This window comes from Bacillus sp. FSL W8-0116, assembly GCF_038003825.1.
GTDB lineage: Bacteria > Bacillota > Bacilli > Bacillales > DSM-4216 > Bacillus_O > Bacillus_O smithii.
In genome coordinates this window covers 1,846,806-1,868,006 of record NZ_JBBOPY010000001.1, presented here as the reverse complement: position 1 = coordinate 1,868,006, position 21,201 = coordinate 1,846,806, and the positions used below count along the sequence as shown (strand labels likewise).

The window sequence follows — 21,201 nt, the reverse complement described above, 5'->3', positions numbered from 1 at the left end:
AAGTTTGATTTTTCAAACATTTTGGGAGGCAGTTTATCATGATAGAGAACCATTTTGATCCATTCCAAATTTTAAATTATTTTCAGTCCGCTTCCACCTCTCAAAAATATCTATATCAATGCTATAAATCCTTAAATCGTGAACAAGCCACTTCCCTCAGTTTTCATAATTGCACCCGATTTATGCACTTTATCGAACATGGAATATCCTATTTTCAACAAGTACGACAGTCGCCTGTTTCTTTGCAGCCTATTTTGCTTTTTTACGGCACCATTCAATTCATCAAAGCTTGTTTATTAACAGTAGACCCTTATTATCCGGAAAATACATCTGTGCTTGCACACGGCCTCTCCACCAGAAAAAGAAAAAAACAAAATTATCAATTTCTAGATGATGAAGTGAAAATCCAAAAAAACGGTTTATTTATGCATTTTGCCAATAAATTGTTTCACGTGAAACAACTAGAAGGAGAAAAGTTTGTTATGAAACATCTATTGCTTGAAGTACCTGAACTATCGAATGCCTTCAGATTTCTTTTCGGAAAAAACAGCTTTATTCTTCTTGAAAAGAAACAGCACCAATCTTTCTTATTGACAAAAAATATATTAAACGGTTTTCATATGACCGAAACAAGATTCATCGATTACCTGAACAGTAAAATAAGAGAAGAAATGAACATTGAACAACATGATGACCATTATTTTCAGCTTACCTTTCAAGGGAATAAATTAGAGTATCCTCCGCTGCGATACCACTTTGAAAATCAAACACTCGCCTTCCCTATAGAAAAAAGGAACTTTTTTCTACCAGAACTAATGGTTCACTATGCCTTGTTGTACAATCTTAGTATGATCGCGAGATATGAAACAGAGTGGTGGCTTGAACTGATAAAAACCAACCCCAATGAAGACTATCCCTTTATTACCCAATTCATGTCAGTATCTTCTCACAAGGTGCCAATTTTTATTGCTCACTACTTGCAGCAATGGCCAATGGAAAAATAGGATTATCTTCTTAAGATTTTTTATTGAAATATTTAGCACACCATTCTTTTTTTCACATCTTTACTCGATTTCTTCTTTTTTCAATTTGACCTTGAAATCCCGCTATGCTAAGTGCGAGCAACTTGGGAAACATGCCTGATTAAAAAAATGGAACAGTCGATCAAAAGTAAACGCAGTCGATTGTTTTATTTAGAAAAAGAGACACATTAGTTTCTCTCATTCAAGCGGCATCACAACAAGCCAAAACGGTATATCACTTCTTTCAAACAAAAAAGGACTTGTTGAACAAGTCCTTCTCTTTTGCCTGGCAGCGTCCTACTCTCGCAAGGGGAAACCCCTCACTACCATCGGCGCTGAAGAGCTTAACTTCCGTGTTCGGGATGGGAACGGGTGTGACCTCTTCGCCATCGCCACCAGACGGTATGCAGTTGTCGGAACGATTGTTCCTTCAAAACTAGATAGAAGAAGCAGTTTCACCGATTTCGCGCTTTCTTTTGGTTAAGTCCTCGATCGATTAGTATCCGTCAGCTCCACGTGTCACCACGCTTCCACCTCGGACCTATCTACCTGATCATCTTTCAGGGATCTTACTTTCCGAAGAAATGGGAAATCTCATCTTGAGGGGGGCTTCATGCTTAGATGCTTTCAGCACTTATCCCTTCCGCACATAGCTACCCAGCGATGCCTCTGGCGAGACAACTGGTACACCAGCGGTGCGTCCATCCCGGTCCTCTCGTACTAAGGACAGCTCCTCTCAAATTTCCTGCGCCCGCGACGGATAGGGACCGAACTGTCTCACGACGTTCTGAACCCAGCTCGCGTACCGCTTTAATGGGCGAACAGCCCAACCCTTGGGACCGACTACAGCCCCAGGATGCGATGAGCCGACATCGAGGTGCCAAACCTCCCCGTCGATGTGGACTCTTGGGGGAGATAAGCCTGTTATCCCCGGGGTAGCTTTTATCCGTTGAGCGATGGCCCTTCCATACGGAACCACCGGATCACTAAGCCCGACTTTCGTCCCTGCTCGACTTGTAGGTCTCGCAGTCAAGCTCCCTTCTGCCTTTGCACTCTGCGAATGATTTCCAACCATTCTGAGGGAACCTTTGGGCGCCTCCGTTACCTTTTAGGAGGCGACCGCCCCAGTCAAACTGCCCACCTGACACTGTCTCCCACCCCGATCAGGGGTGCGGGTTAGAATTTCAGTACAGCCAGGGTAGTATCCCACCGGCGCCTCCACCGAAGCTGGCGCTCCGGTTTCTAAGGCTCCTACCTATCCTGTACAAGCTGTACCAAAATTCAATATCAGGCTGCAGTAAAGCTCCACGGGGTCTTTCCGTCCTGTCGCGGGTAACCTGCATCTTCACAGGTACTATAATTTCACCGAGTCTCTCGTTGAGACAGTGCCCAGATCGTTACGCCTTTCGTGCGGGTCAGAACTTACCTGACAAGGAATTTCGCTACCTTAGGACCGTTATAGTTACGGCCGCCGTTTACTGGGGCTTCGGTTCGCACCTTCAAGCAAAGCTTTAAGCGCTCCCCTTAACCTTCCAGCACCGGGCAGGCGTCAGCCCCTATACTTCGCCTTACGGCTTCGCAGAGACCTGTGTTTTTGCTAAACAGTCGCCTGGGCCTATTCACTGCGGCTTCTCGGGGCTATGCACCCCAAAAAGCACCCCTTCTCCCGAAGTTACGGGGTCATTTTGCCGAGTTCCTTAACGAGAGTTCTCTCGCACACCTTAGGATTCTCTCCTCGCCTACCTGTGTCGGTTTGCGGTACGGGCACCTTTTTCCTCGCTAGAGGCTTTTCTTGGCAGTGTGGAATCAGGAACTTCGGTACTATATTTCCCTCGCCGTCACAGCTTGAGGTGAGTGGCAACGGGATTTGCCTCGCTGCCCCTCTCACTGCTTGGACGCACATCCAACCGTGCGCTTACCCTATCCTCCTGCGTCCCCCCATCGCTCAAACGGAAAAGAGGTGGTACAGGAATATCAACCTGTTGTCCATCGCCTACGCCTGTCGGCCTCGGCTTAGGTCCCGACTAACCCTGAGAGGACGAGCCTTCCTCAGGAAACCTTAGGCATTCGGTGGAAGGGATTCTCACCCTTCTTTCGCTACTCATACCGGCATTCTCACTTCTAAGCGCTCCACCAGTCCTTCCGGTCTGGCTTCTCTGCCCTTAGAACGCTCTCCTACCGCGGACACCCGAAGGTGTCCACCCGCAGCTTCGGTGATACGTTTAGCCCCGGTACATTTTCGGCGCAGAATCACTCGACCAGTGAGCTATTACGCACTCTTTAAATGGTGGCTGCTTCTAAGCCAACATCCTGGTTGTCTAAGCAATTCCACATCCTTTTCCACTTAACGTATACTTTGGGACCTTAGCTGGCGGTCTGGGCTGTTTCCCTTTTGACCACGGATCTTATCACTCGCAGTCTGACTCCCAAGGATAAGTCGCTGGCATTCGGAGTTTGTCTGAATTCGGTAACCCGATGAGGGCCCCTAGTCCAAACAGTGCTCTACCTCCAAGACTCTTTCCTTGAGGCTAGCCCTAAAGCTATTTCGGAGAGAACCAGCTATCTCCAAGTTCGATTGGAATTTCACCCCTACCCACACCTCATCCCCGCACTTTTCAACGTGCGTGGGTTCGGGCCTCCAGTAAGTGTTACCTCACCTTCACCCTGGACATGGGTAGATCACCTGGTTTCGGGTCTGCGACCCCATACTCATGCGCCCTGTTCAGACTCGCTTTCGCTGCGGCTCCGTCTTTTCGACTTAACCTCGCATGAGATCGCAACTCGCCGGTTCATTCTACAAAAGGCACGCCATCACCCGTAAACGGGCTCTGACTACTTGTAGGCACACGGTTTCAGGTTCTCTTTCACTCCCCTCCCGGGGTGCTTTTCACCTTTCCCTCACGGTACTGGTTCACTATCGGTCACTAGGGAGTATTTAGCCTTGGGAGATGGTCCTCCCAGCTTCCGACGGGATTCCTCGTGTCCCGCCGTACTCAGGATCCACCAGGGAGGGAACGAAGTTTCGACTACAGGGTTGTTACCTTCTCTGACGGGCCTTTCCAGACCTCTTCGTCTACCTCGTTCCTTTGTGACTCCACCATTGGTGTCCTACAACCCCAGAAGGCAAGCCTTCTGGTTTGGGCTGTTCCCGTTTCGCTCGCCGCTACTCAGGGAATCGCTGTTGCTTTCTCTTCCTCCGGGTACTTAGATGTTTCAGTTCCCCGGGTTGCCTTCCTTACCCTATGGATTCAGGCAAGGATGCTGCCCCATTACGGGCAGCGGGTTTCCCCATTCGGAAATCTCCGGATCAACGCTTACGTACAGCTCCCCGGAGCTTTTCGGAGTTAGTCCCGTCCTTCATCGGCTCCTAGTGCCAAGGCATCCACCGTGCGCCCTTTCTAACTTAACCATGTTGGTTTTATCCTAGATGGCGATACTCGGTTTATGCTGCTTCTTTCTTCTATCTAGTTTTCAAGGAACAATCAGATTTGGTGGAGCCTAGCGGGATCGAACCGCTGACCTCCTGCGTGCAAAGCAGGCGCTCTCCCAGCTGAGCTAAGGCCCCTTCATTTCTATTGGGTTTTCACATGGTGGGCCTGAATGGACTTGAACCATCGACCTCACGCTTATCAGGCGTGCGCTCTAACCAGCTGAGCTACAGGCCCCCACCAGGAAGGATTGATCCTTCAAAACTGAACAAAACGAAAGCGTACAATTGATATCTGTCCAGCTCCGGCTCCTAGGTGCTCGAGGTCACAATCCATCTTGCTGCGGTGGTTGAAATACTACCTCCTCGCAAGCTGTCTTGTGCTTGTCGCACCTGAACAGTCGCCTCTGCTTTTCTTCTTCCTTAGAAAGGAGGTGATCCAGCCGCACCTTCCGATACGGCTACCTTGTTACGACTTCACCCCAATCATCTGCCCCACCTTCGGCGGCTGGCTCCCGTAAGGGTTACCTCACCGACTTCGGGTGTTGCAAACTCTCGTGGTGTGACGGGCGGTGTGTACAAGGCCCGGGAACGTATTCACCGCGGCATGCTGATCCGCGATTACTAGCGATTCCGGCTTCATGCAGGCGAGTTGCAGCCTGCAATCCGAACTGAGAATGGTTTTTTGGGATTGGCTCCACCTCGCGGTTTCGCGACCCTTTGTACCATCCATTGTAGCACGTGTGTAGCCCAGGTCATAAGGGGCATGATGATTTGACGTCATCCCCACCTTCCTCCGGTTTGTCACCGGCAGTCACCTTAGAGTGCCCAACTGAATGCTGGCAACTAAGGTCAAGGGTTGCGCTCGTTGCGGGACTTAACCCAACATCTCACGACACGAGCTGACGACAACCATGCACCACCTGTCACTCCGTCCCCCGAAGGGGAACCCTCTATCTCTAGAGGTAGCGAAGGATGTCAAGACCTGGTAAGGTTCTTCGCGTTGCTTCGAATTAAACCACATGCTCCACCGCTTGTGCGGGCCCCCGTCAATTCCTTTGAGTTTCAGCCTTGCGGCCGTACTCCCCAGGCGGAGTGCTTAATGCGTTAGCTGCAGCACTAAAGGGTGGAAGCCCTCTAACACTTAGCACTCATCGTTTACGGCGTGGACTACCAGGGTATCTAATCCTGTTCGCTCCCCACGCTTTCGCGCCTCAGCGTCAGTTACAGACCAGAGAGCCGCCTTCGCCACTGGTGTTCCTCCACATCTCTACGCATTTCACCGCTACACGTGGAATTCCGCTCTCCTCTTCTGCACTCAAGTCTCCCAGTTTCCAATGACCCTCCACGGTTGAGCCGTGGGCTTTCACATCAGACTTAAGAGACCGCCTGCGCGCGCTTTACGCCCAATAATTCCGGACAACGCTTGCCACCTACGTATTACCGCGGCTGCTGGCACGTAGTTAGCCGTGGCTTTCTGGTCAGGTACCGTCAAGGTACCGCCCTGTTCGAACGGTACTTGTTCTTCCCTGACAACAGAGCTTTACGATCCGAAGACCTTCTTCGCTCACGCGGCGTTGCTCCGTCAGACTTTCGTCCATTGCGGAAGATTCCCTACTGCTGCCTCCCGTAGGAGTCTGGGCCGTGTCTCAGTCCCAGTGTGGCCGATCACCCTCTCAGGTCGGCTACGCATCGTCGCCTTGGTGAGCCGTTACCTCACCAACTAGCTAATGCGCCGCGGGCCCATCTGCAAGCGGCAGCTTGCGCCGCCTTTCAACCTTCCTTCATGCGAAGGAAGGTATTATCCGGTATTAGCCCCGGTTTCCCGGAGTTATCCCCGTCTTGCAGGCAGGTTGCCCACGTGTTACTCACCCGTCCGCCGCTAACTTTCAAAAAGCAAGCTTCTTGAAAGTCCGCTCGACTTGCATGTATTAGGCACGCCGCCAGCGTTCGTCCTGAGCCAGGATCAAACTCTCCAAAAAGAAATTTGACTTGGCTTGTTTCTATCGAAACATTGGTTTACGCTTCGTTTTGTTCAGTTTTCAAAGATCAATTAAGCGACTTTTATATATTATCACATTCAAATTAGTGAGTCAATATTTTTTTAAAAGAAAAAACATGACCAAAAAACTTTCCGCTAGATATGATAACAATGATCTTGAAAGATTTCAACCCCTATTTTCGTATAATGTCTGTTTTTGTTTTTTCAAAAGTATAGTTTAAAACAATAGTTAAACTCCTATTTTCAATGAACTGCGAAACAGCTCGAATTTCAATCATCCATTAAATGTAATTTGATTAAAATAACATAAAAGAATATAGACCTCCGTGATTGAGCTTTAAACTCTTTTAAAGAACCTTATCAATGACCAAATTTCTTTTAGCCGCCATGTCAATCACTTCGTTTGTACCCTCTATTTTAATAATCGGTCTTGTTTTTTCATTGTCATTTACAAATAGAACCGTTGCGATCCTTTGATCCATCAGCTGGATTCTTGTGCCAATCGATAGACGAGCGAAAACACTTAAAAGAGCATTAACAACTTGAATATCAAATTGTCCGAACAAATCATGACGAATCGTTTCGAGCACTTTAAATAACGGTTGTTTTTTCTCATGAACTCTTTCTGAAACCATATGATGAAAAAGATCCGCAATACCTACTATTTGTGAAAGTAAATGGATTCTCTTACCTTTTTCACCTAGAGGATAACCGCTTCCATCTAGTCTTTCATGATGCTGGAGAATGCTAAGCTTCGTTTCCGTCCTCAATAGATTAATGTTTTTGACCATATTATAGCTATGCATGACATGCTGCTTAATGTCATTATATTGAGAAAATAATTGTTTATCCGGCTTTAAAAGAGTACCATTGATTTTAGCCATGCCGCAATCCGCTAATAAACCCGCTAGTCCCACTTGAATGGACGTCCCATTTCCAAGCTTCATTTCTTGGGCTAAGGAACTGCTGATCATGCCTACAGATACTGCATGATGAAATAAATATTTCTCTTTTGTCGTAAAATCAAGAATTTCAATCAATTTATCTTTTTGAAATTCGATCGTTTTTATTAAAGGCAGAATAATCTTTCTTACAGCATTTATGTCAATTCCCAATCCGGACTGCCATTTTTTGAATTCTCTTTCGTACGACACTACCCCATTCATATACAAATCAAAAAGGTTTGTTTGCTTATTCGTATTTTTTTCAAATTCTTGCGTTCGAACGGCTGACACTGGCGATTGATTTTTGGATTTAGTGAATGAATTCTTCCGTTCCTTGCCTTTTACATCGACAGATGATATGGAAAAGGCTTTCAAGATCTCGATATGCTCATCTGTTAGTACTGTATTTTTAGGAATAATAGGATAGCCTGAAAGACCTAAAACATCGCTGTTTAAAGTCAGACCCTCTTCCAGCTCTTCCACTCTTACCTCCATTAAGAATCCCTCCATCATTATCTATTACCAATTTACCAAAAAAACTCCGAAATGAGGAGAGAATTAAAAAATATAGCAAAAAATTATTAATTTTACAATTTTTCATTCATTCCTAATCGGTCTAAAATAGTTCTTTTTTTCATCCCAGTATACAAAGGAAATTAGACAAAAGAAAAAGGTCTATCTTCTCTTTCTTCAATCGAGAGAGAAGATACACCATTTTTAAGACCACCTAATGAATATATATAAATCGATTAGCTTATATGTTTCCTCACATCATTACAGTTAGCGGAAAATTTAATGAATTGTCCTGAAGAAGAAATTTGACCTATTCTTCCGTTTCTTGATCTTCTTCTTTGTCGCTTTCTTCTTTTTCAACAACGGCTACGGTGGCGACATATTCATCTTCGTCAAGGCGAATTAATTTTACTCCTTGTGCATTTCTTCCCGTTCGAGAAATGTCTTGAACATCCATCCTAATTAAAACACCACCAGCAGTCATGAGCATGATGTCTTCTTCACCAGAAATCGTTTTTATAGCGACAAGAGGACCGTTTTTCGGAGTGATTCTGCAAGTGCGCAATCCTTTTCCTCCGCGCCCTTGAATTCGATATTCAGCTTCATTTGTTCGTTTTCCATAACCGTTTCGAGTAACGATCAGAACTTCTTCGCCATCATGCAGCAATTCCATTCCAATAACTTCATCGTCATCATCCAACGTAATTCCTTTCACACCAGTAGAAGTTCTACCCATCGACCGAACTTCCGTTTCTTTAAACCGAATCATCATGCCGTTCTTTGTTCCAATGACAATATCTTGGTTTCCATCTGTCAATTTAACCGAAATGAGTTCGTCATTTTCCCTTAATGTCAAAGCAATCAAGCCGTTCGTACGAATATGAGCATACTCTCTCAGCGGCGTTCGTTTTGTAATCCCATGCTTGGTCGTAAAGACTAAATACCAATTTTCATGATATTCTTCCACGGCTATCATGGTATTAATCCATTCATCTTTCTCAATTCCAAGCACATTGATGATTGGAATTCCCTTTGCGGTTCTTCCTAATTCCGGTATCTCATACCCTTTCGTTTTATACACTTTTCCTTTGTTAGTGAAAAATAAAATCGTGTCATGGGTCGACGTCGTAATGAGATGTTCCACAAAATCATTTTCGTTCGTTCCCATGCCTTGAATGCCTCTGCCGCCGCGCTTTTGGCTTTTGTAAGTAGAAAGTGGAAGGCGTTTAATATAACCGTTATGAGTGAGCGAAATCACGATATTTTCCTCGGGAATCAGGTCTTCATCTTCAATTTCGTCGACTCCGCTATCCATGATCGCTGTACGGCGTTTATCATTAAAACGTTCTTTAATTTCTAAAAGTTCGTCGCGGATAATTTGCAGTACTTTCTCTTCATCGGCAAGAATTGCTTTTAGTTCAGCGATTAAACGAATCAGATTTTGATATTCTTCTTCAATTTTTTCCCGTTCCAAACCTGTCAACCGCTGCAGCCTCATATCAAGAATGGCTTGGGCTTGTTTTTCGGATAAAGAAAAACGTTCCATTAATCCTTGCCGGGCAATATCCGTTGTTTGAGAGGAGCGGATAAGATTAATAATTTCATCAATATGATCGAGTGCAATGCGCAATCCTTCCAGAATATGTGCACGCGCTTCTGCTTTTCGCAAATCAAATTCCGTTCTTCTGCGAATGACAACTTTTTGGTGCTCGAGATAATAATGCAGGCATTGCTTCAAGTTCAATACTTTAGGTTGACCGTCTACAAGAGCCAACAAATTGATGCCAAAACTTGTTTGCAAAGCTGTATGTTTATATAAATTATTAAGCAATACATTGGCATTGGCATCTTTGCGCACTTCGATGACAATTCTCATACCGCGACGGTCTGATTCATCTCTTAAATCCGTAATGCCATCTATTCTTTTATCACGAGCGAGTTCTGCGATTTTTTCAATTAATTTGGCTTTATTGACTTGATAAGGAATTTCAGTGATGATAATGGCTTCTTTTCCGTTGGATTTTGTTTCAATTTCCGCTTTCGCCCGTAGTGTAATCGACCCTCTGCCGGTTTCATACGCTCTACGAATGCCTCTTCTTCCCATAATAAGTCCTGCTGTTGGGAAATCAGGCCCCGGAATGTACTCCATTAACTCTGAAATCGTAATGTCCGGGTTTTTGCTTAATGCTAAAATGCCATCAATGACTTCTCCCAACTGATGAGGCGGGATATTGGTTGCCATTCCAACCGCAATTCCTGATGATCCGTTTACAAGCAGGTTAGGGAATCGGGATGGTAACACTTCAGGCTCTTTTTCAGATCCATCATAGTTATCTTTATAGTCAATCGTGTCTTTATTTATGTCCCTTAATAATTCCATCGAAATTTTGGACATACGGGCTTCCGTATAACGCATAGCGGCAGCGGGATCACCGTCAATGGAACCGAAATTTCCATGTCCGTCCACAAGCATATAGCGGTAGCTGAAATCTTGAGCCATACGGACCATCGTTTCATAAACGGCGGCATCACCGTGAGGATGGTACTTCCCAATGACTTCGCCGACAATACGAGCCGATTTTTTATATGCTTTATCCGGCGTCATTCCAAGATCGTTCATCGCGTATAAAATACGGCGATGCACCGGCTTAAGACCATCGCGGACATCGGGGATAGCACGGGAGACGATGACGCTCATGGCATAATCAAGAAAGGAAGAACGCATTTCCTGGCTGATATTCACTTCTTGTACTCTAGAACTAGGCATATCTGCCATTTATTAAGAACCTCCTTCATACACACAGTTCCCGGCGTGTCAGCCGTAAGAATCTGTTTTCTTTACGAAGGCAGGATAGACTTTTCATCTATCCTGCTGTATTAAACATCTAGATTTTTTACGTGCAAAGCATTTTCTTCAATAAATTGTCTGCGCGGTTCTACTTTGTCTCCCATCAGCATTTCAAATGTTTCGTCAGCTTCTATGGCATCTTCCAAACTAACTTGAAGCATTGCTCTTGTTTCAGGATCCATTGTTGTTTCCCATAATTGTTCCGGATTCATTTCCCCTAAACCTTTATAACGTTGAATGCCTGGTTTTGGACTTTCTGGAAGACTGGATAAAATTTCGTCCAATTGCCGATCATTATATGCATACTCAATTCGCTTTCCTTGAGAAACTTTATATAAAGGAGGCTGTGCTATATAAACATAGCCCGCTTCAATGATTTGGCGCATATAACGATAAAAAAAGGTTAATAATAACGTACGGATATGAGCACCGTCTACATCGGCATCCGTCATGATGACCACCTTATGGTAGCGGGCTTTTGAAATATCGAATTCTTCCCCGATTCCGGTGCCTAAAGCGGTAATGATCATTCTGATCTCATTGTTGGATAAAATTTTATCCAACCGCGCTTTTTCCACGTTCAAAATTTTTCCTCTCAAAGGCAAAATGGCTTGGAAATGACGATCGCGGCCTTGCTTGGCAGATCCTCCTGCCGAGTCCCCTTCCACAATAAACAATTCGCTGATGGATGGATCGCGTGAAGAACAGTCGGCAAGTTTTCCCGGTAAACTGGAAACTTCCAATGCACTTTTTCTTCTTGTCAATTCACGTGCTTTTTTAGCTGCCAGCCGCGCTCTCGCCGCCATCAATCCTTTTTCTACGATTTTTCTGGCCACGGATGGGTTTTCAAGTAGGTAGGTTTCAAAATGCTCAGAGAAAAGAGCGTCCGTAACGGTGCGAGCTTCTGAATTTCCTAATTTTGTTTTCGTTTGACCTTCAAATTGAGGATTTGGATGTTTAATGGAAACAATGGCGGTCAGCCCTTCTCTGACATCTTCTCCTGATAAATTTTGATCCGAATCTTTTATCAGTCCGTTTTTGCGGGCATAATCATTGATTACTCGAGTCAAGGCTGTTTTAAAACCAGATTCATGAGTTCCGCCTTCATACGTATGAATGTTGTTGGCAAATGAATAAATATTGCTGGAAAAACCTTCGTTGTATTGCAAGGCAATTTCTACTTGAATATCATCTTTTAAACCTTCAACATAAATGGGTTCTTCATGAAGTACTTCCTTGGTACGATTTAAATGAGCGACATAAGACTTGATTCCGCCTTCGTAATGATATTCATTTTTTCTTTTTTGCCCTTCACGGCGATCTTCGATGGTAATCTTGATATTCCGGTTTAAAAAAGCAAGTTCACGAATTCTTGTCGCTAATACGTCATAATCAAACACGGTGGTTTCCGTAAAAATTTCCGGGTCTGGCTTAAAATGAACGGTTGTTCCCGTTCGATCGGTATGACCGATCGTTTTCAAATCTTCTACTGGGACACCGCGCCGGTATTTTTGATAATAAATATTGCCATCCCGATGGACAAACACTTCCAGTTCAGTGGATAAGGCATTAACAACGGAAGCACCAACTCCGTGAAGGCCCCCGGATACTTTATACCCACCTCCGCCGAATTTCCCGCCGGCATGAAGAACGGTCATAATGACTTCTACTGCCGGACGGCCCATTTTTTCTTGAATGTCCACTGGGATACCGCGGCCGTTGTCAATCACCGTTATACTGTTGTCTTCTTCAACAATGACATTGATTTCACTGCAATATCCGGCAAGTGCTTCGTCAATACTATTATCAACGATTTCCCAGACTAAGTGGTGAAGACCTTTGCTGCTTGTTGATCCAATATACATACCAGGTCGTTTTCTTACAGCTTCCAGACCTTCTAATACCTGGATTTGGCTAGCATCATACGATTGAGAATTTTGTTCGTTCTTATCTATCGCCAAATTCAATCACCTGCTCTTTCTTCAATGCCTTTTCCTGCTTTCACTGCTCGTACAGCCCCGTCAAAAAACGGGGAAATAACCGCAAAAGCCCGACACAACATAAGCGGGCATCCAATGTTGATTTATATAAACGATCTAAAGATCTGTATACTTCGCATAAATGAGCCGGGTCGAGTGGATCAGGAGGAAATTTCTCCATTTCGTCGGAAGTCGGAAGTTTGTTGAACAAACCTTTCCGGACAGCAAATCCCGAATCCGTTCTTGTTAAGGAAATTAAAAATTAAAAACTGAATGACCATTTATGCGGGTTAAATGTTTTTTCAGAGTACTTGAGGCAAACGGTGAAAAATAGATTTGCTCCGTTGTAATGACGATCGATTTACAGTCAGGAGGCAAAACCGATGATTCCGGGATCTTCCCCGTTCTATTCCAATACTGCAAAAGGCTGGGAATATCCGAACCTTTCCGATCCAAAATGGCCACAATATCTTTTGCATGTATTATGCAATCATCTCCTACATGCAAATACATTCTTTTAACCTCCATCTTGTTTTGACACCCTGCCGGCCACCACATGAAAAGTATCTGCTTCTTTCAACGTTTGATGATGAATGCCGTCTGTACTAGTTGTAGTGACAAATGTCTGAACTTTTTCGCGAATGGTGTTCAGCAAATGCGACTGTCTAAAATCGTCCAATTCCGATAAAACGTCATCCAAAAGCAGCACAGGGTATTCGCCGATTTCCGAGCAAATTAACTCAATTTCCGCCAATTTTACAGAAAGAGCTGTCGTTCTTTGCTGTCCTTGCGATCCAAAGATATGAACGTTTTTTCCATTCACCATAAAAACCAATTCATCCCGGTGAGGGCCTATCAACGTGACCCCGCGCTCAATCTCCCGCTCCTTTTGAGAAGAAATTTTTTCTTCGAATACTTCTACCATTTTTGACCAATCGTCATCTTCTAATACATCGATAGACGGACGATAATCGATTTTTAATTTTTCAAGTCCTCTGGAGATTCCGGAATGAATCGGCTGAGCCCATTCTTCTAAAAGCCGGATAAACTCAAAACGTTTTTGAACAATCTTTACCGCTAACGTAATTAACTGTTCATTCAAAACTTCCAGCATCGTTTTGTCGTGCTGCTTATTAGCCTGCAGCTGTTTTAAATAATGATTTCTTTGCTGTAAAACTTTTTGATATTGACTAATATCATGTAAATAGACAGGAGAGATTTGTCCGATCTCCATATCAATAAAACGGCGTCTAACTTGCGGGCTTCCTTTGACTAAATGAAGATCCTCAGGAGCAAACATCACGACATTCAAATTTCCAACATATTGACTTAATCTTTGCTGCTCAATATGATTGGATTTCGCTTTTTTCCCTTTTTTTGAAATCGTTAATTCTAATGGAATCGAGGTATGCCGTTTTTCCACTCTACCTTCTATTTTAGCATACTCTTCATCCCAGCGAATCAAATCTTTATCGTTTGACGTGCGATGGGATTTAGCCATCGCCAGTACATAAATCGCTTCGAGTACATTTGTTTTTCCTTGAGCATTTTCCCCAAGTATCACATTCACCTTATTCTCAAAAGTTAATTGCAAAGATTCGTAATTTCTAAAATTTTCCAATATCAACTCTTTCATGTACATTTACGCGACACCCTTTTTAAGTTCGTGTAATGACAAATTCACCGACGGAAGGAATGACAACGGTATCGCCTGGTTTTAATTTTTTCCCTCTCCGTTGGTCCAGTTCTCCGTTTATATACACTTCGTTTTCACTCAAAAACCATTTAGCCATTCCACCCGTAGAAATCACATTGATCAATTTTAAAAATTGTCCAAGAGTAATGGTGTCTGTATCGATAAAAACCTTTTCTGCCATTCGTGCTCACTGCTTTCCGATTTTAGTATCTAAAATTTAATTTTACTAAAATAATCAGGTAAATTCAAAATTATACTTGTCTCAAAACACCCAAATCCAAGAATGGAATTAAATAGAGATGGCCGCAACTGATTTTCTCTTTCGATCATCCAATAAAAAACTGACCCTTTTAAAGGCCTGCCTTCGCCATAAAATCCACTATAGAAGGAAGAACCTTAAGAGTCAGATACCAGCAAATAGTGAAAACTCTGTATCAAAACCTTTAAACATTTTGTTTGCAGTGATTTAATCTCAAGCCACCCTATAGCATAATGCTTTAAACAAAGATCCGCCTTGCGGTAATCGTTGAGGCACCGCAAAGCGGACAGCTTTCAAATGGATCGAAAACAGTTTAATGACGAAATTAATACGTTCTCACCGGCAAAATAAGCTGCAAAATTGAGTCATCCATAATAGGTCTTATCACAAAGGGGCGCATAGCTCCCGTAAATTGAATACGAATTTCGGTGCCTTCCAACGCTTTTAAAGCATCCATCATATATTTGGCGCTAAATGAGATTTTTAGCTCTTCCCCTTCAATTCGCTGGCTTTTTACCAATTCAATGACCTTCCCGATTTCAGGAGAATTAGAAGAAATTTCAATTTCATTTTGTTCTACGGTGGATAGCTTGACAACATTATTTCGTCCTTCTCTTGCAAGGAGAGAAGCGCGGTCAATAGCTTGCAAAAACTCTTTTGTATTTAATTCAATGGTGGTTTTGCTTTCGGTAGGAATCAGTCTAGATGTATCCGGATAATTCCCTTCCAGCAATCTTGAAAAGAATAAAATATGTTTCATTTTGAATAAAACTTGATTCTCCATAAACACAATTTCTACTGGATCCGATGAATCATCTAAAATTTTGCTTAATTCGCTTAAACTTTTTCCCGGGATCACCACGCTGTATGCTTCTTCAAATTCAGTTTCTACAGCCGCTTTTCTCAGCGCAAGCCTATGGCTATCCGTGGCTACGCAAATAAGTTCATTTCCTTCCACTTTCCAGTTGACACCTGTAAAGATTGGACGTGTTTCTGACGTGGACACTGCAAAAACAGTTTGCCGAATAATGGTTTTCATTAAATCCGCTGGCAATTGAAAGACTTTCCCATCTTCGATTTGCGGCAAATGCGGGTATTCATCAGGATCCAATCCGTTTAAATTGAACTCCGCTTGCCCTGACCGTATGACAGTTTGGTAATTGCTTTTATTGGTGACTTCAATTTCCACTGTGTCGAGCGGCAGCTTTTTGACGATTTCACTGAAAAATTTAGCTTGTAGAACAACAGCGCCGCTTTCTTGTATAGTCGCTATTTGATCATCTTCTTCTACCGTAGGAATAAAAGATTCAATGGAAATGTCGGAATCGCTCCCTGTTAAAGAAACTCCTCTGTGATCGGCTACAATTTTTATACCAGTTAATATGGGGATTGTTGTTCGTGAGGAAACTGCTTTCATTACATCTTGAACACTTTGAACAAGACGGTCTTTTTGAATGACGAATTTCATTTTAATAGCCTCCATGAGAATAATTTTTTGTTAAAAACATATATATTTTTTATTTAAAAAAAATCGTAGTAGTAATAGTAGTGCCTGTGGATATGTGGATAAACTTGTTAATTACACGAAAACACAGCCTATCCACATGTGGACAGACTGTGGCTAGCCTTGCTCATGTTATTCACAGTATTCCCTTTTACGATTTCAATTTATTTTCAATTTCCGCAATACTTCTCTTCAATTGTTCATCCGTTTGCAGCAGCTTCGAAATTTTCTCATGCGCATGAATAACCGTTGTATGGTCACGGCCCCCAAACTCTTCCCCGATTTTAGGCAGCGAGGAATCTGTCAGTTCCCTTGACAAATACATAGCAATTTGCCTTGGAAACGCGATGGACTTTGTTCGTTTTTTCGCTTTAAAGTCTTCTATTTTTACATTGTAGTGTTCACCTACAACACGTTGAATTTCTTGAATGGTAATTACTTTTGGCTTGGAACTTGGAATAATATCCTTTAATGCTTCCGCTGCCAGATCGGCATTTATGTCTTTATTGATAAGGGAAGAATAGGCAACAACACGAATAAGAGCTCCTTCCAGCTCCCGAATATTTGTATCTATTTGATTGGCTATATAAAGCATGGCTTCATTAGGGATGTCCAAACCTTCTGCTTTCGCTTTTTTGCGGAGGATGGCAATTCTTGTCTCCAAATCAGGCGGGGTGATATCCGTAATTAATCCCCACTCAAAACGCGATCGCAGCCGATCCTCCAAAGTTGGAATTTCTTTAGGAGGACGGTCACTGGAGATGACAATTTGTTTGCTTTCCTCATGCAGCGTATTAAAGGTATGGAAAAATTCTTCTTGTGTTTGTTCTTTTTTTGCTAAAAATTGAATATCATCAATTAAAAGAACGTCGACATTTCGATATTTATTGCGAAATTCATCGGATTTGTTATCGCGAATTGAATTAATAAATTCATTGGTGAATTTTTCGGATGTTATATAAAGAACTTTCGCTGAAGGATTATGCTCTTGAACATAGTGTCCGATCGCATGCATAAGGTGGGTTTTGCCCAATCCAACTCCCCCATAGATAAACAAAGGATTGTATGCTTTAGCAGGTGCTTCGGCCACTGCTAAAGAAGCGGCATGGGCAAAACGGTTTCCGGATCCAATGACAAAAGTGTCAAATGTGTACTTTGGATTCAGCATACTATGAGGAAAGTCATACTCATCATCTTTAGGTTGGACTTTTTTGGGAACGGGAATGTCATAATCCTTTTCTTCCTGATTTTGAGGGATGATAAATTTTATTTCTAGTTCTTCACCAATCAATTCATAGATAACTCCCGCAATTAGCTGCGAATAACGCCCTTCGAGCCAATCTCTGGCAAATTCATTGGGAGCGGTGATGATTAATGTGTCGCCTTGAAGCGCATGAGCTTTGGTAGACTTTAGCCATGTTTCGAAGCTTGGCTTGCTGATTTTTTTTTCAATACTGGCAAGCGTCTTATTCCACAAATCCTCGATATTCTCCATGCCGTCCCCTCCTTAGGGCATGATCAACTTTTATAAATTCATATAGCAACATTTTAGTAGAATTTATAATTATGCATATTATGCATAGTGGATAATTATATAATAATGATATAAATAGCTTTTCGACAAAATCCGCAATATGTGGATAAATTTTTTGCAAGGTTGTGGAATAAACTTTCCACAGGTTATTCACAGTTGTGGATAAGTAAGTTTATCCCGAAAAGCTATCCAGAGTAAAAACACATTAATAATAGCAGATAATGTTAGTCGTTGCAATGACTTTCTCTGTTTATCCACAATTTCAAAAAGGTGTGCAAAAACGGTTTTCCACAAGCAGGGGACGTGTTTAAAACTTGTCAATATTCCATGTGGATAAGAAAAAAACTGTCGAAAGATATCCACAAATCTATTCAGAAGCTGTTTTGAATATGAAAAAGATTTTTTTGCTAGAATGATAGAACTTGCTATTTGAATGGATCTCAAATCCCCATTTCACACAGACGTATGGAAAATAATTGATTGTTTCACCGGACGCTGATCGATGCTTTTTGGAAACAAGTTGACAATGATACCGTAAGATCTTTATAATGAATTAGACTGTCTTTTACTGTTGACTAACCGATCCTCAGGGAGGTGTAATAAAAATGAAAAGAACATATCAACCGAATAAACGGAGAAGAAGCAAAGTTCATGGTTTTCGTAAACGCATGAGCACGAAAAACGGACGAAAAGTATTGGCACGCCGTCGTAGCAAAGGAAGAAAAGTATTGTCTGCATAGGCCACTGAAAACCTCAGTGGTCTTTTTTCGCTTTAGGGCAAATAGATGCTAAAGAAAAGCGTCTGTAAAGGATCAAATAGGTGGATGAGAAAAATGAAGAAAGCTTTTCGGATCAAGAAAAATAAAGAATTTCAAATGGTGTTTAAAGGTGGAAATTCAGTGGCAAACCGTCAGTTTGTTTTGTACTATTTTCCAAAAGAGCAGAAGGTGCCCTTTCGGATCGGGTTATCCGTCAGTAAAAAAGTAGGGAAAGCGGTCATTAGAAATCGGATTAAACGATACATAAGGCAAACATTCAGTGATTTGAAAGAGGATATTAAACCTGGGTTCGACTTTGTGGTGATTGCGAGAAAGCCTACGGCGGAGATGGATTTTCATGAAACCAAAAAAAGTTTGGTACATGTCTTAAAAAAAGCGAAGGTTTTAAACAAAAATTCAAGTGAATGTTAGTCCTAAAGTAGGAAGGCAGACAATCATTGATTGATAAGGTATACCTTGCTGACTTTTTCGTGCTTTTCACTCTTCAAACAGATGTCCGTTTTTTTTGCGGAAAGAATCAGCATAAAGAACGACGGTCAGGGACGGGAAGAAAAATATGAACGAATATACGGTGATCGGACCAATCATTAAAGAAAACGTGCAAACAGTCTTTGGCGCGCTTGGGAGTGAAACGGGGCGCCGTTGAATAAGACATTTTCGCTTGTACGATGACTCATTCAGAATGAGCGGAACGCCATCTCTTTGTCGTCATTTCTCTCAAAATAAAAGAAAATTTTCACCGTTCCGTCTCCAAAAATCGGGTGGAAATTAATATTTGTAGCGTGAAAAAGAAGCTCTAATTTCAAGAAAAGTTCATAACTGTATAATATAGGGAAATTTTAAGTATAAATTTGTTAATTTCTATAAACGAAAAACACAAGCTAGACGGCTTGTGTCGTTTTTTTTGTGAAAGTTTTCTCCTTATCTCTCATTTCAATCCTTTCTCTTTCCCGCTCACTTAATTCTCTTCGTTTTACTTTGAAAACTGTCTTTTCTTCCGAAGATATTCACATGTTTATAATGCCACTGTTCGAAGGTCGATCTGATTATTGTTATTCACATGTGAATAAGTTAAAATAATACCATTATCCGTTTATACTGTGGATATTTTTTGATACACTTATGGGTAGAAAATCATAAAATGAGATCTGAACCAAGCCTTGACAAAAAGCAAGGTTCTTTTTTTGAAATACCTTATGTGGTAACCTAATAATTTAGAGGATTTAAAACCAATCCAATTTATTTATATAGATCAAAAGTTTGAGACGAAAAGAGGTGAGTCGATATGGATATCGACACGATTGCAGCTATTTCGACACCGCTTGGGGAGGGAGCGATCGCGATCGTTCGTTTAAGCGGCCCCGATGCTGTTTCTATTGCTGATCGAGTGTTTCACAGCCCCAATGGAAAAAAATTGGCGGACGTTCCTACCCATACGATCCATTACGGACAACTGCATGATCCACAAACCGGAAATGTTGTCGAAGAAGTAATGGTATCGGTCATGAGGGCTCCCAAAACGTTTACAAGGGAAGACGTGGTGGAAATTAACTGCCACGGAGGCCTTGTTTCGGTGAATCGTGTATTGCAGCTAGTACTAAATTCGGGAGCCCGGATGGCAGAACCGGGTGAATTTACAAAAAGAGCCTTTTTAAATGGACGTATTGACTTGTCGCAGGCAGAAGCAGTGATGGATTTAATCCGCGCCAAAACCGATAAAGCGATGAATGTGGCTCTTAATCAAATAGAAGGACGCCTTTCCAAGTTGATCCGTAAACTTCGTCAGGAAATTTTAGAAGTGCTCGCTCACGTGGAAGTGAATATTGACTATCCGGAATATGATGACGTGGAAGAAATGACCCACGAGCTGCTTTTGAAAAAATCTTTATACGTCAAACAAGAAATTGAAAAACTGTTACGGACGTCTCAGCAAGGAAAAATTTTAAGAGAAGGATTGTCAACGGTTATTATTGGCCGGCCGAATGTAGGAAAATCATCGCTGTTGAATGCTCTTGTTCATGAAAATAAAGCGATCGTCACCAATATTCCGGGAACAACGCGCGATGTAATTGAGGAATATGTAAATGTAAGAGGCGTGCCTCTTCGATTAGTGGATACAGCGGGGATCCGGGAAACGGAAGATATCGTCGAACGTATAGGGGTAGAACGGTCGCGGCAAGTACTAAAAGAAGCAGATTTAATTCTACTCGTATTAAATTATTCAGAAGAGCTGACGCCGGAAGATGAAAAATTGTTTGAAGCGGCAAAAGGAATGGACGTCATTGTCATCGTCAACAAAACCGATCTTCCCCAAAAAATTGATATGGAACGGGTACAGAAACTGGCAAACAACCATAAGATCGTAACGACATCTCTGTTGGAAGAACAAGGAATTGATGAATTGGAGGAGGCGATTGCTTCACTATTTTTCGAGGGGTCGATCGAATCGCAGGACGCTACTTATGTATCCAACAGTCGCCATATCGCTTTGCTGAACCAAGCGCTTAATGCGATCAATGATGCGATTGCAGGAGTGGAAGCGTCTATGCCGGTCGACATGGTGCAAATCGACTTAACAAGAACGTGGGAATTGCTCGGTGAAATCATTGGGGATAGCGTCCATGAAAGTTTAATCAATCAGCTGTTTTCACAATTCTGTCTTGGAAAATAATGATCAGTACTTTTTAGAGGAGG

12 protein-coding genes, 2 tRNA genes and 3 rRNA genes are annotated in these 21,201 nt (G+C 42.5%); 4 read left to right on the top strand and 13 right to left on the bottom strand.

Annotated features, from left to right (window positions below; all coding sequences use genetic code 11):
• The first annotated feature begins 38 nt into the window (after positions 1 to 38).
• Positions 39 to 1,004, top strand: coding sequence for a YaaC family protein (locus N1I86_RS08800; RefSeq protein ID WP_003352273.1), 966 nt, complete (start codon positions 39 to 41; stop codon positions 1,002 to 1,004).
• 302 nt (positions 1,005 to 1,306) lie between these two features.
• Here the strand turns inward: N1I86_RS08800 and rrf are convergent.
• From rrf to dnaA, 13 genes are all read right to left on the bottom strand, one after another.
• A 5S ribosomal RNA gene (rrf, locus tag N1I86_RS08795) occupies positions 1,307 to 1,422 on the bottom strand.
• A 76-nt stretch (positions 1,423 to 1,498) separates the two neighbouring features.
• Positions 1,499 to 4,431, bottom strand: a 23S ribosomal RNA gene (locus N1I86_RS08790).
• An 80-nt stretch (positions 4,432 to 4,511) separates the two neighbouring features.
• Positions 4,512 to 4,587: transfer RNA gene (locus tag N1I86_RS08785), tRNA-Ala, on the bottom strand.
• Between the two features lie 23 nt (positions 4,588 to 4,610).
• Positions 4,611 to 4,687: transfer RNA gene (locus N1I86_RS08780), tRNA-Ile, on the bottom strand.
• Between the two features lie 189 nt (positions 4,688 to 4,876).
• Positions 4,877 to 6,431, bottom strand: a 16S ribosomal RNA gene (locus N1I86_RS08775).
• Together the 16S, 23S and 5S rRNA genes with 2 tRNA genes alongside form the textbook arrangement of a ribosomal RNA operon.
• 367 nt (positions 6,432 to 6,798) lie before the next feature.
• Positions 6,799 to 7,890 carry an HD-GYP domain-containing protein gene (locus N1I86_RS08770; protein WP_003353413.1) on the bottom strand — a complete coding sequence of 364 codons (1,092 nt, stop codon included), beginning with the start codon at positions 7,888 to 7,890 and terminating at the stop codon, positions 6,799 to 6,801.
• A gap of 328 nt (positions 7,891 to 8,218) precedes the next feature.
• Positions 8,219 to 10,684, bottom strand: coding sequence for a DNA gyrase subunit A (gene gyrA / locus N1I86_RS08765; protein ID WP_341095964.1), 2,466 nt, complete (start codon positions 10,682 to 10,684; stop codon positions 8,219 to 8,221).
• A gap of 101 nt (positions 10,685 to 10,785) precedes the next feature.
• Positions 10,786 to 12,711 (bottom strand): DNA topoisomerase (ATP-hydrolyzing) subunit B, encoded by a 1,926-nt coding sequence (gene gyrB, locus N1I86_RS08760; RefSeq protein WP_270583207.1) that lies wholly within the window; start codon positions 12,709 to 12,711, stop codon positions 10,786 to 10,788.
• A 279-nt stretch (positions 12,712 to 12,990) separates the two neighbouring features.
• On the bottom strand, positions 12,991 to 13,248 hold the full coding sequence (gene remB, locus N1I86_RS08755) for an extracellular matrix regulator RemB (protein ID WP_003353417.1): 258 nt from the start codon (positions 13,246 to 13,248) through the stop codon (positions 12,991 to 12,993).
• Between the two features lie 4 nt (positions 13,249 to 13,252).
• Positions 13,253 to 14,377 carry a DNA replication/repair protein RecF gene (recF, locus tag N1I86_RS08750; RefSeq protein ID WP_341095961.1) on the bottom strand — a complete coding sequence of 375 codons (1,125 nt, stop codon included), beginning with the start codon at positions 14,375 to 14,377 and terminating at the stop codon, positions 13,253 to 13,255.
• Between the two features lie 16 nt (positions 14,378 to 14,393).
• A complete protein-coding gene (gene yaaA, locus N1I86_RS08745; protein ID WP_003353420.1) occupies positions 14,394 to 14,612 on the bottom strand; it encodes a S4 domain-containing protein YaaA in 219 nt (72 codons plus the stop codon).
• A 403-nt stretch (positions 14,613 to 15,015) separates the two neighbouring features.
• Positions 15,016 to 16,158 (bottom strand): DNA polymerase III subunit beta, encoded by a 1,143-nt coding sequence (gene dnaN, locus N1I86_RS08740; protein WP_003353421.1) that lies wholly within the window; start codon positions 16,156 to 16,158, stop codon positions 15,016 to 15,018.
• 187 nt (positions 16,159 to 16,345) lie between these two features.
• Entirely contained in the window at positions 16,346 to 17,689 is a 1,344-nt protein-coding gene (gene dnaA, locus N1I86_RS08735) for a chromosomal replication initiator protein DnaA (protein WP_341095958.1), read from the bottom strand.
• A gap of 644 nt (positions 17,690 to 18,333) precedes the next feature.
• Between dnaA and rpmH the strand changes: the two genes are divergently transcribed.
• The 3 genes from rpmH (at position 18,334) to mnmE (ending at position 21,178) form a co-directional block, all read left to right on the top strand.
• The gene (rpmH, locus tag N1I86_RS08730) at positions 18,334 to 18,468 is read left to right on the top strand and encodes a 50S ribosomal protein L34 (protein ID WP_003353423.1); all 135 of its coding nucleotides are present in this window, start codon (positions 18,334 to 18,336) and stop codon (positions 18,466 to 18,468) included.
• A gap of 93 nt (positions 18,469 to 18,561) precedes the next feature.
• Positions 18,562 to 18,918, top strand: a complete 357-nt coding sequence (gene rnpA / locus N1I86_RS08725) for a ribonuclease P protein component (protein WP_003353424.1) — start codon at positions 18,562 to 18,564, stop codon at positions 18,916 to 18,918.
• An 880-nt stretch (positions 18,919 to 19,798) separates the two neighbouring features.
• Entirely contained in the window at positions 19,799 to 21,178 is a 1,380-nt protein-coding gene (gene mnmE / locus N1I86_RS08720; protein ID WP_187118544.1) for a tRNA uridine-5-carboxymethylaminomethyl(34) synthesis GTPase MnmE, read from the top strand.
• Positions 21,179 to 21,201: the final 23 nt, after the last annotated feature.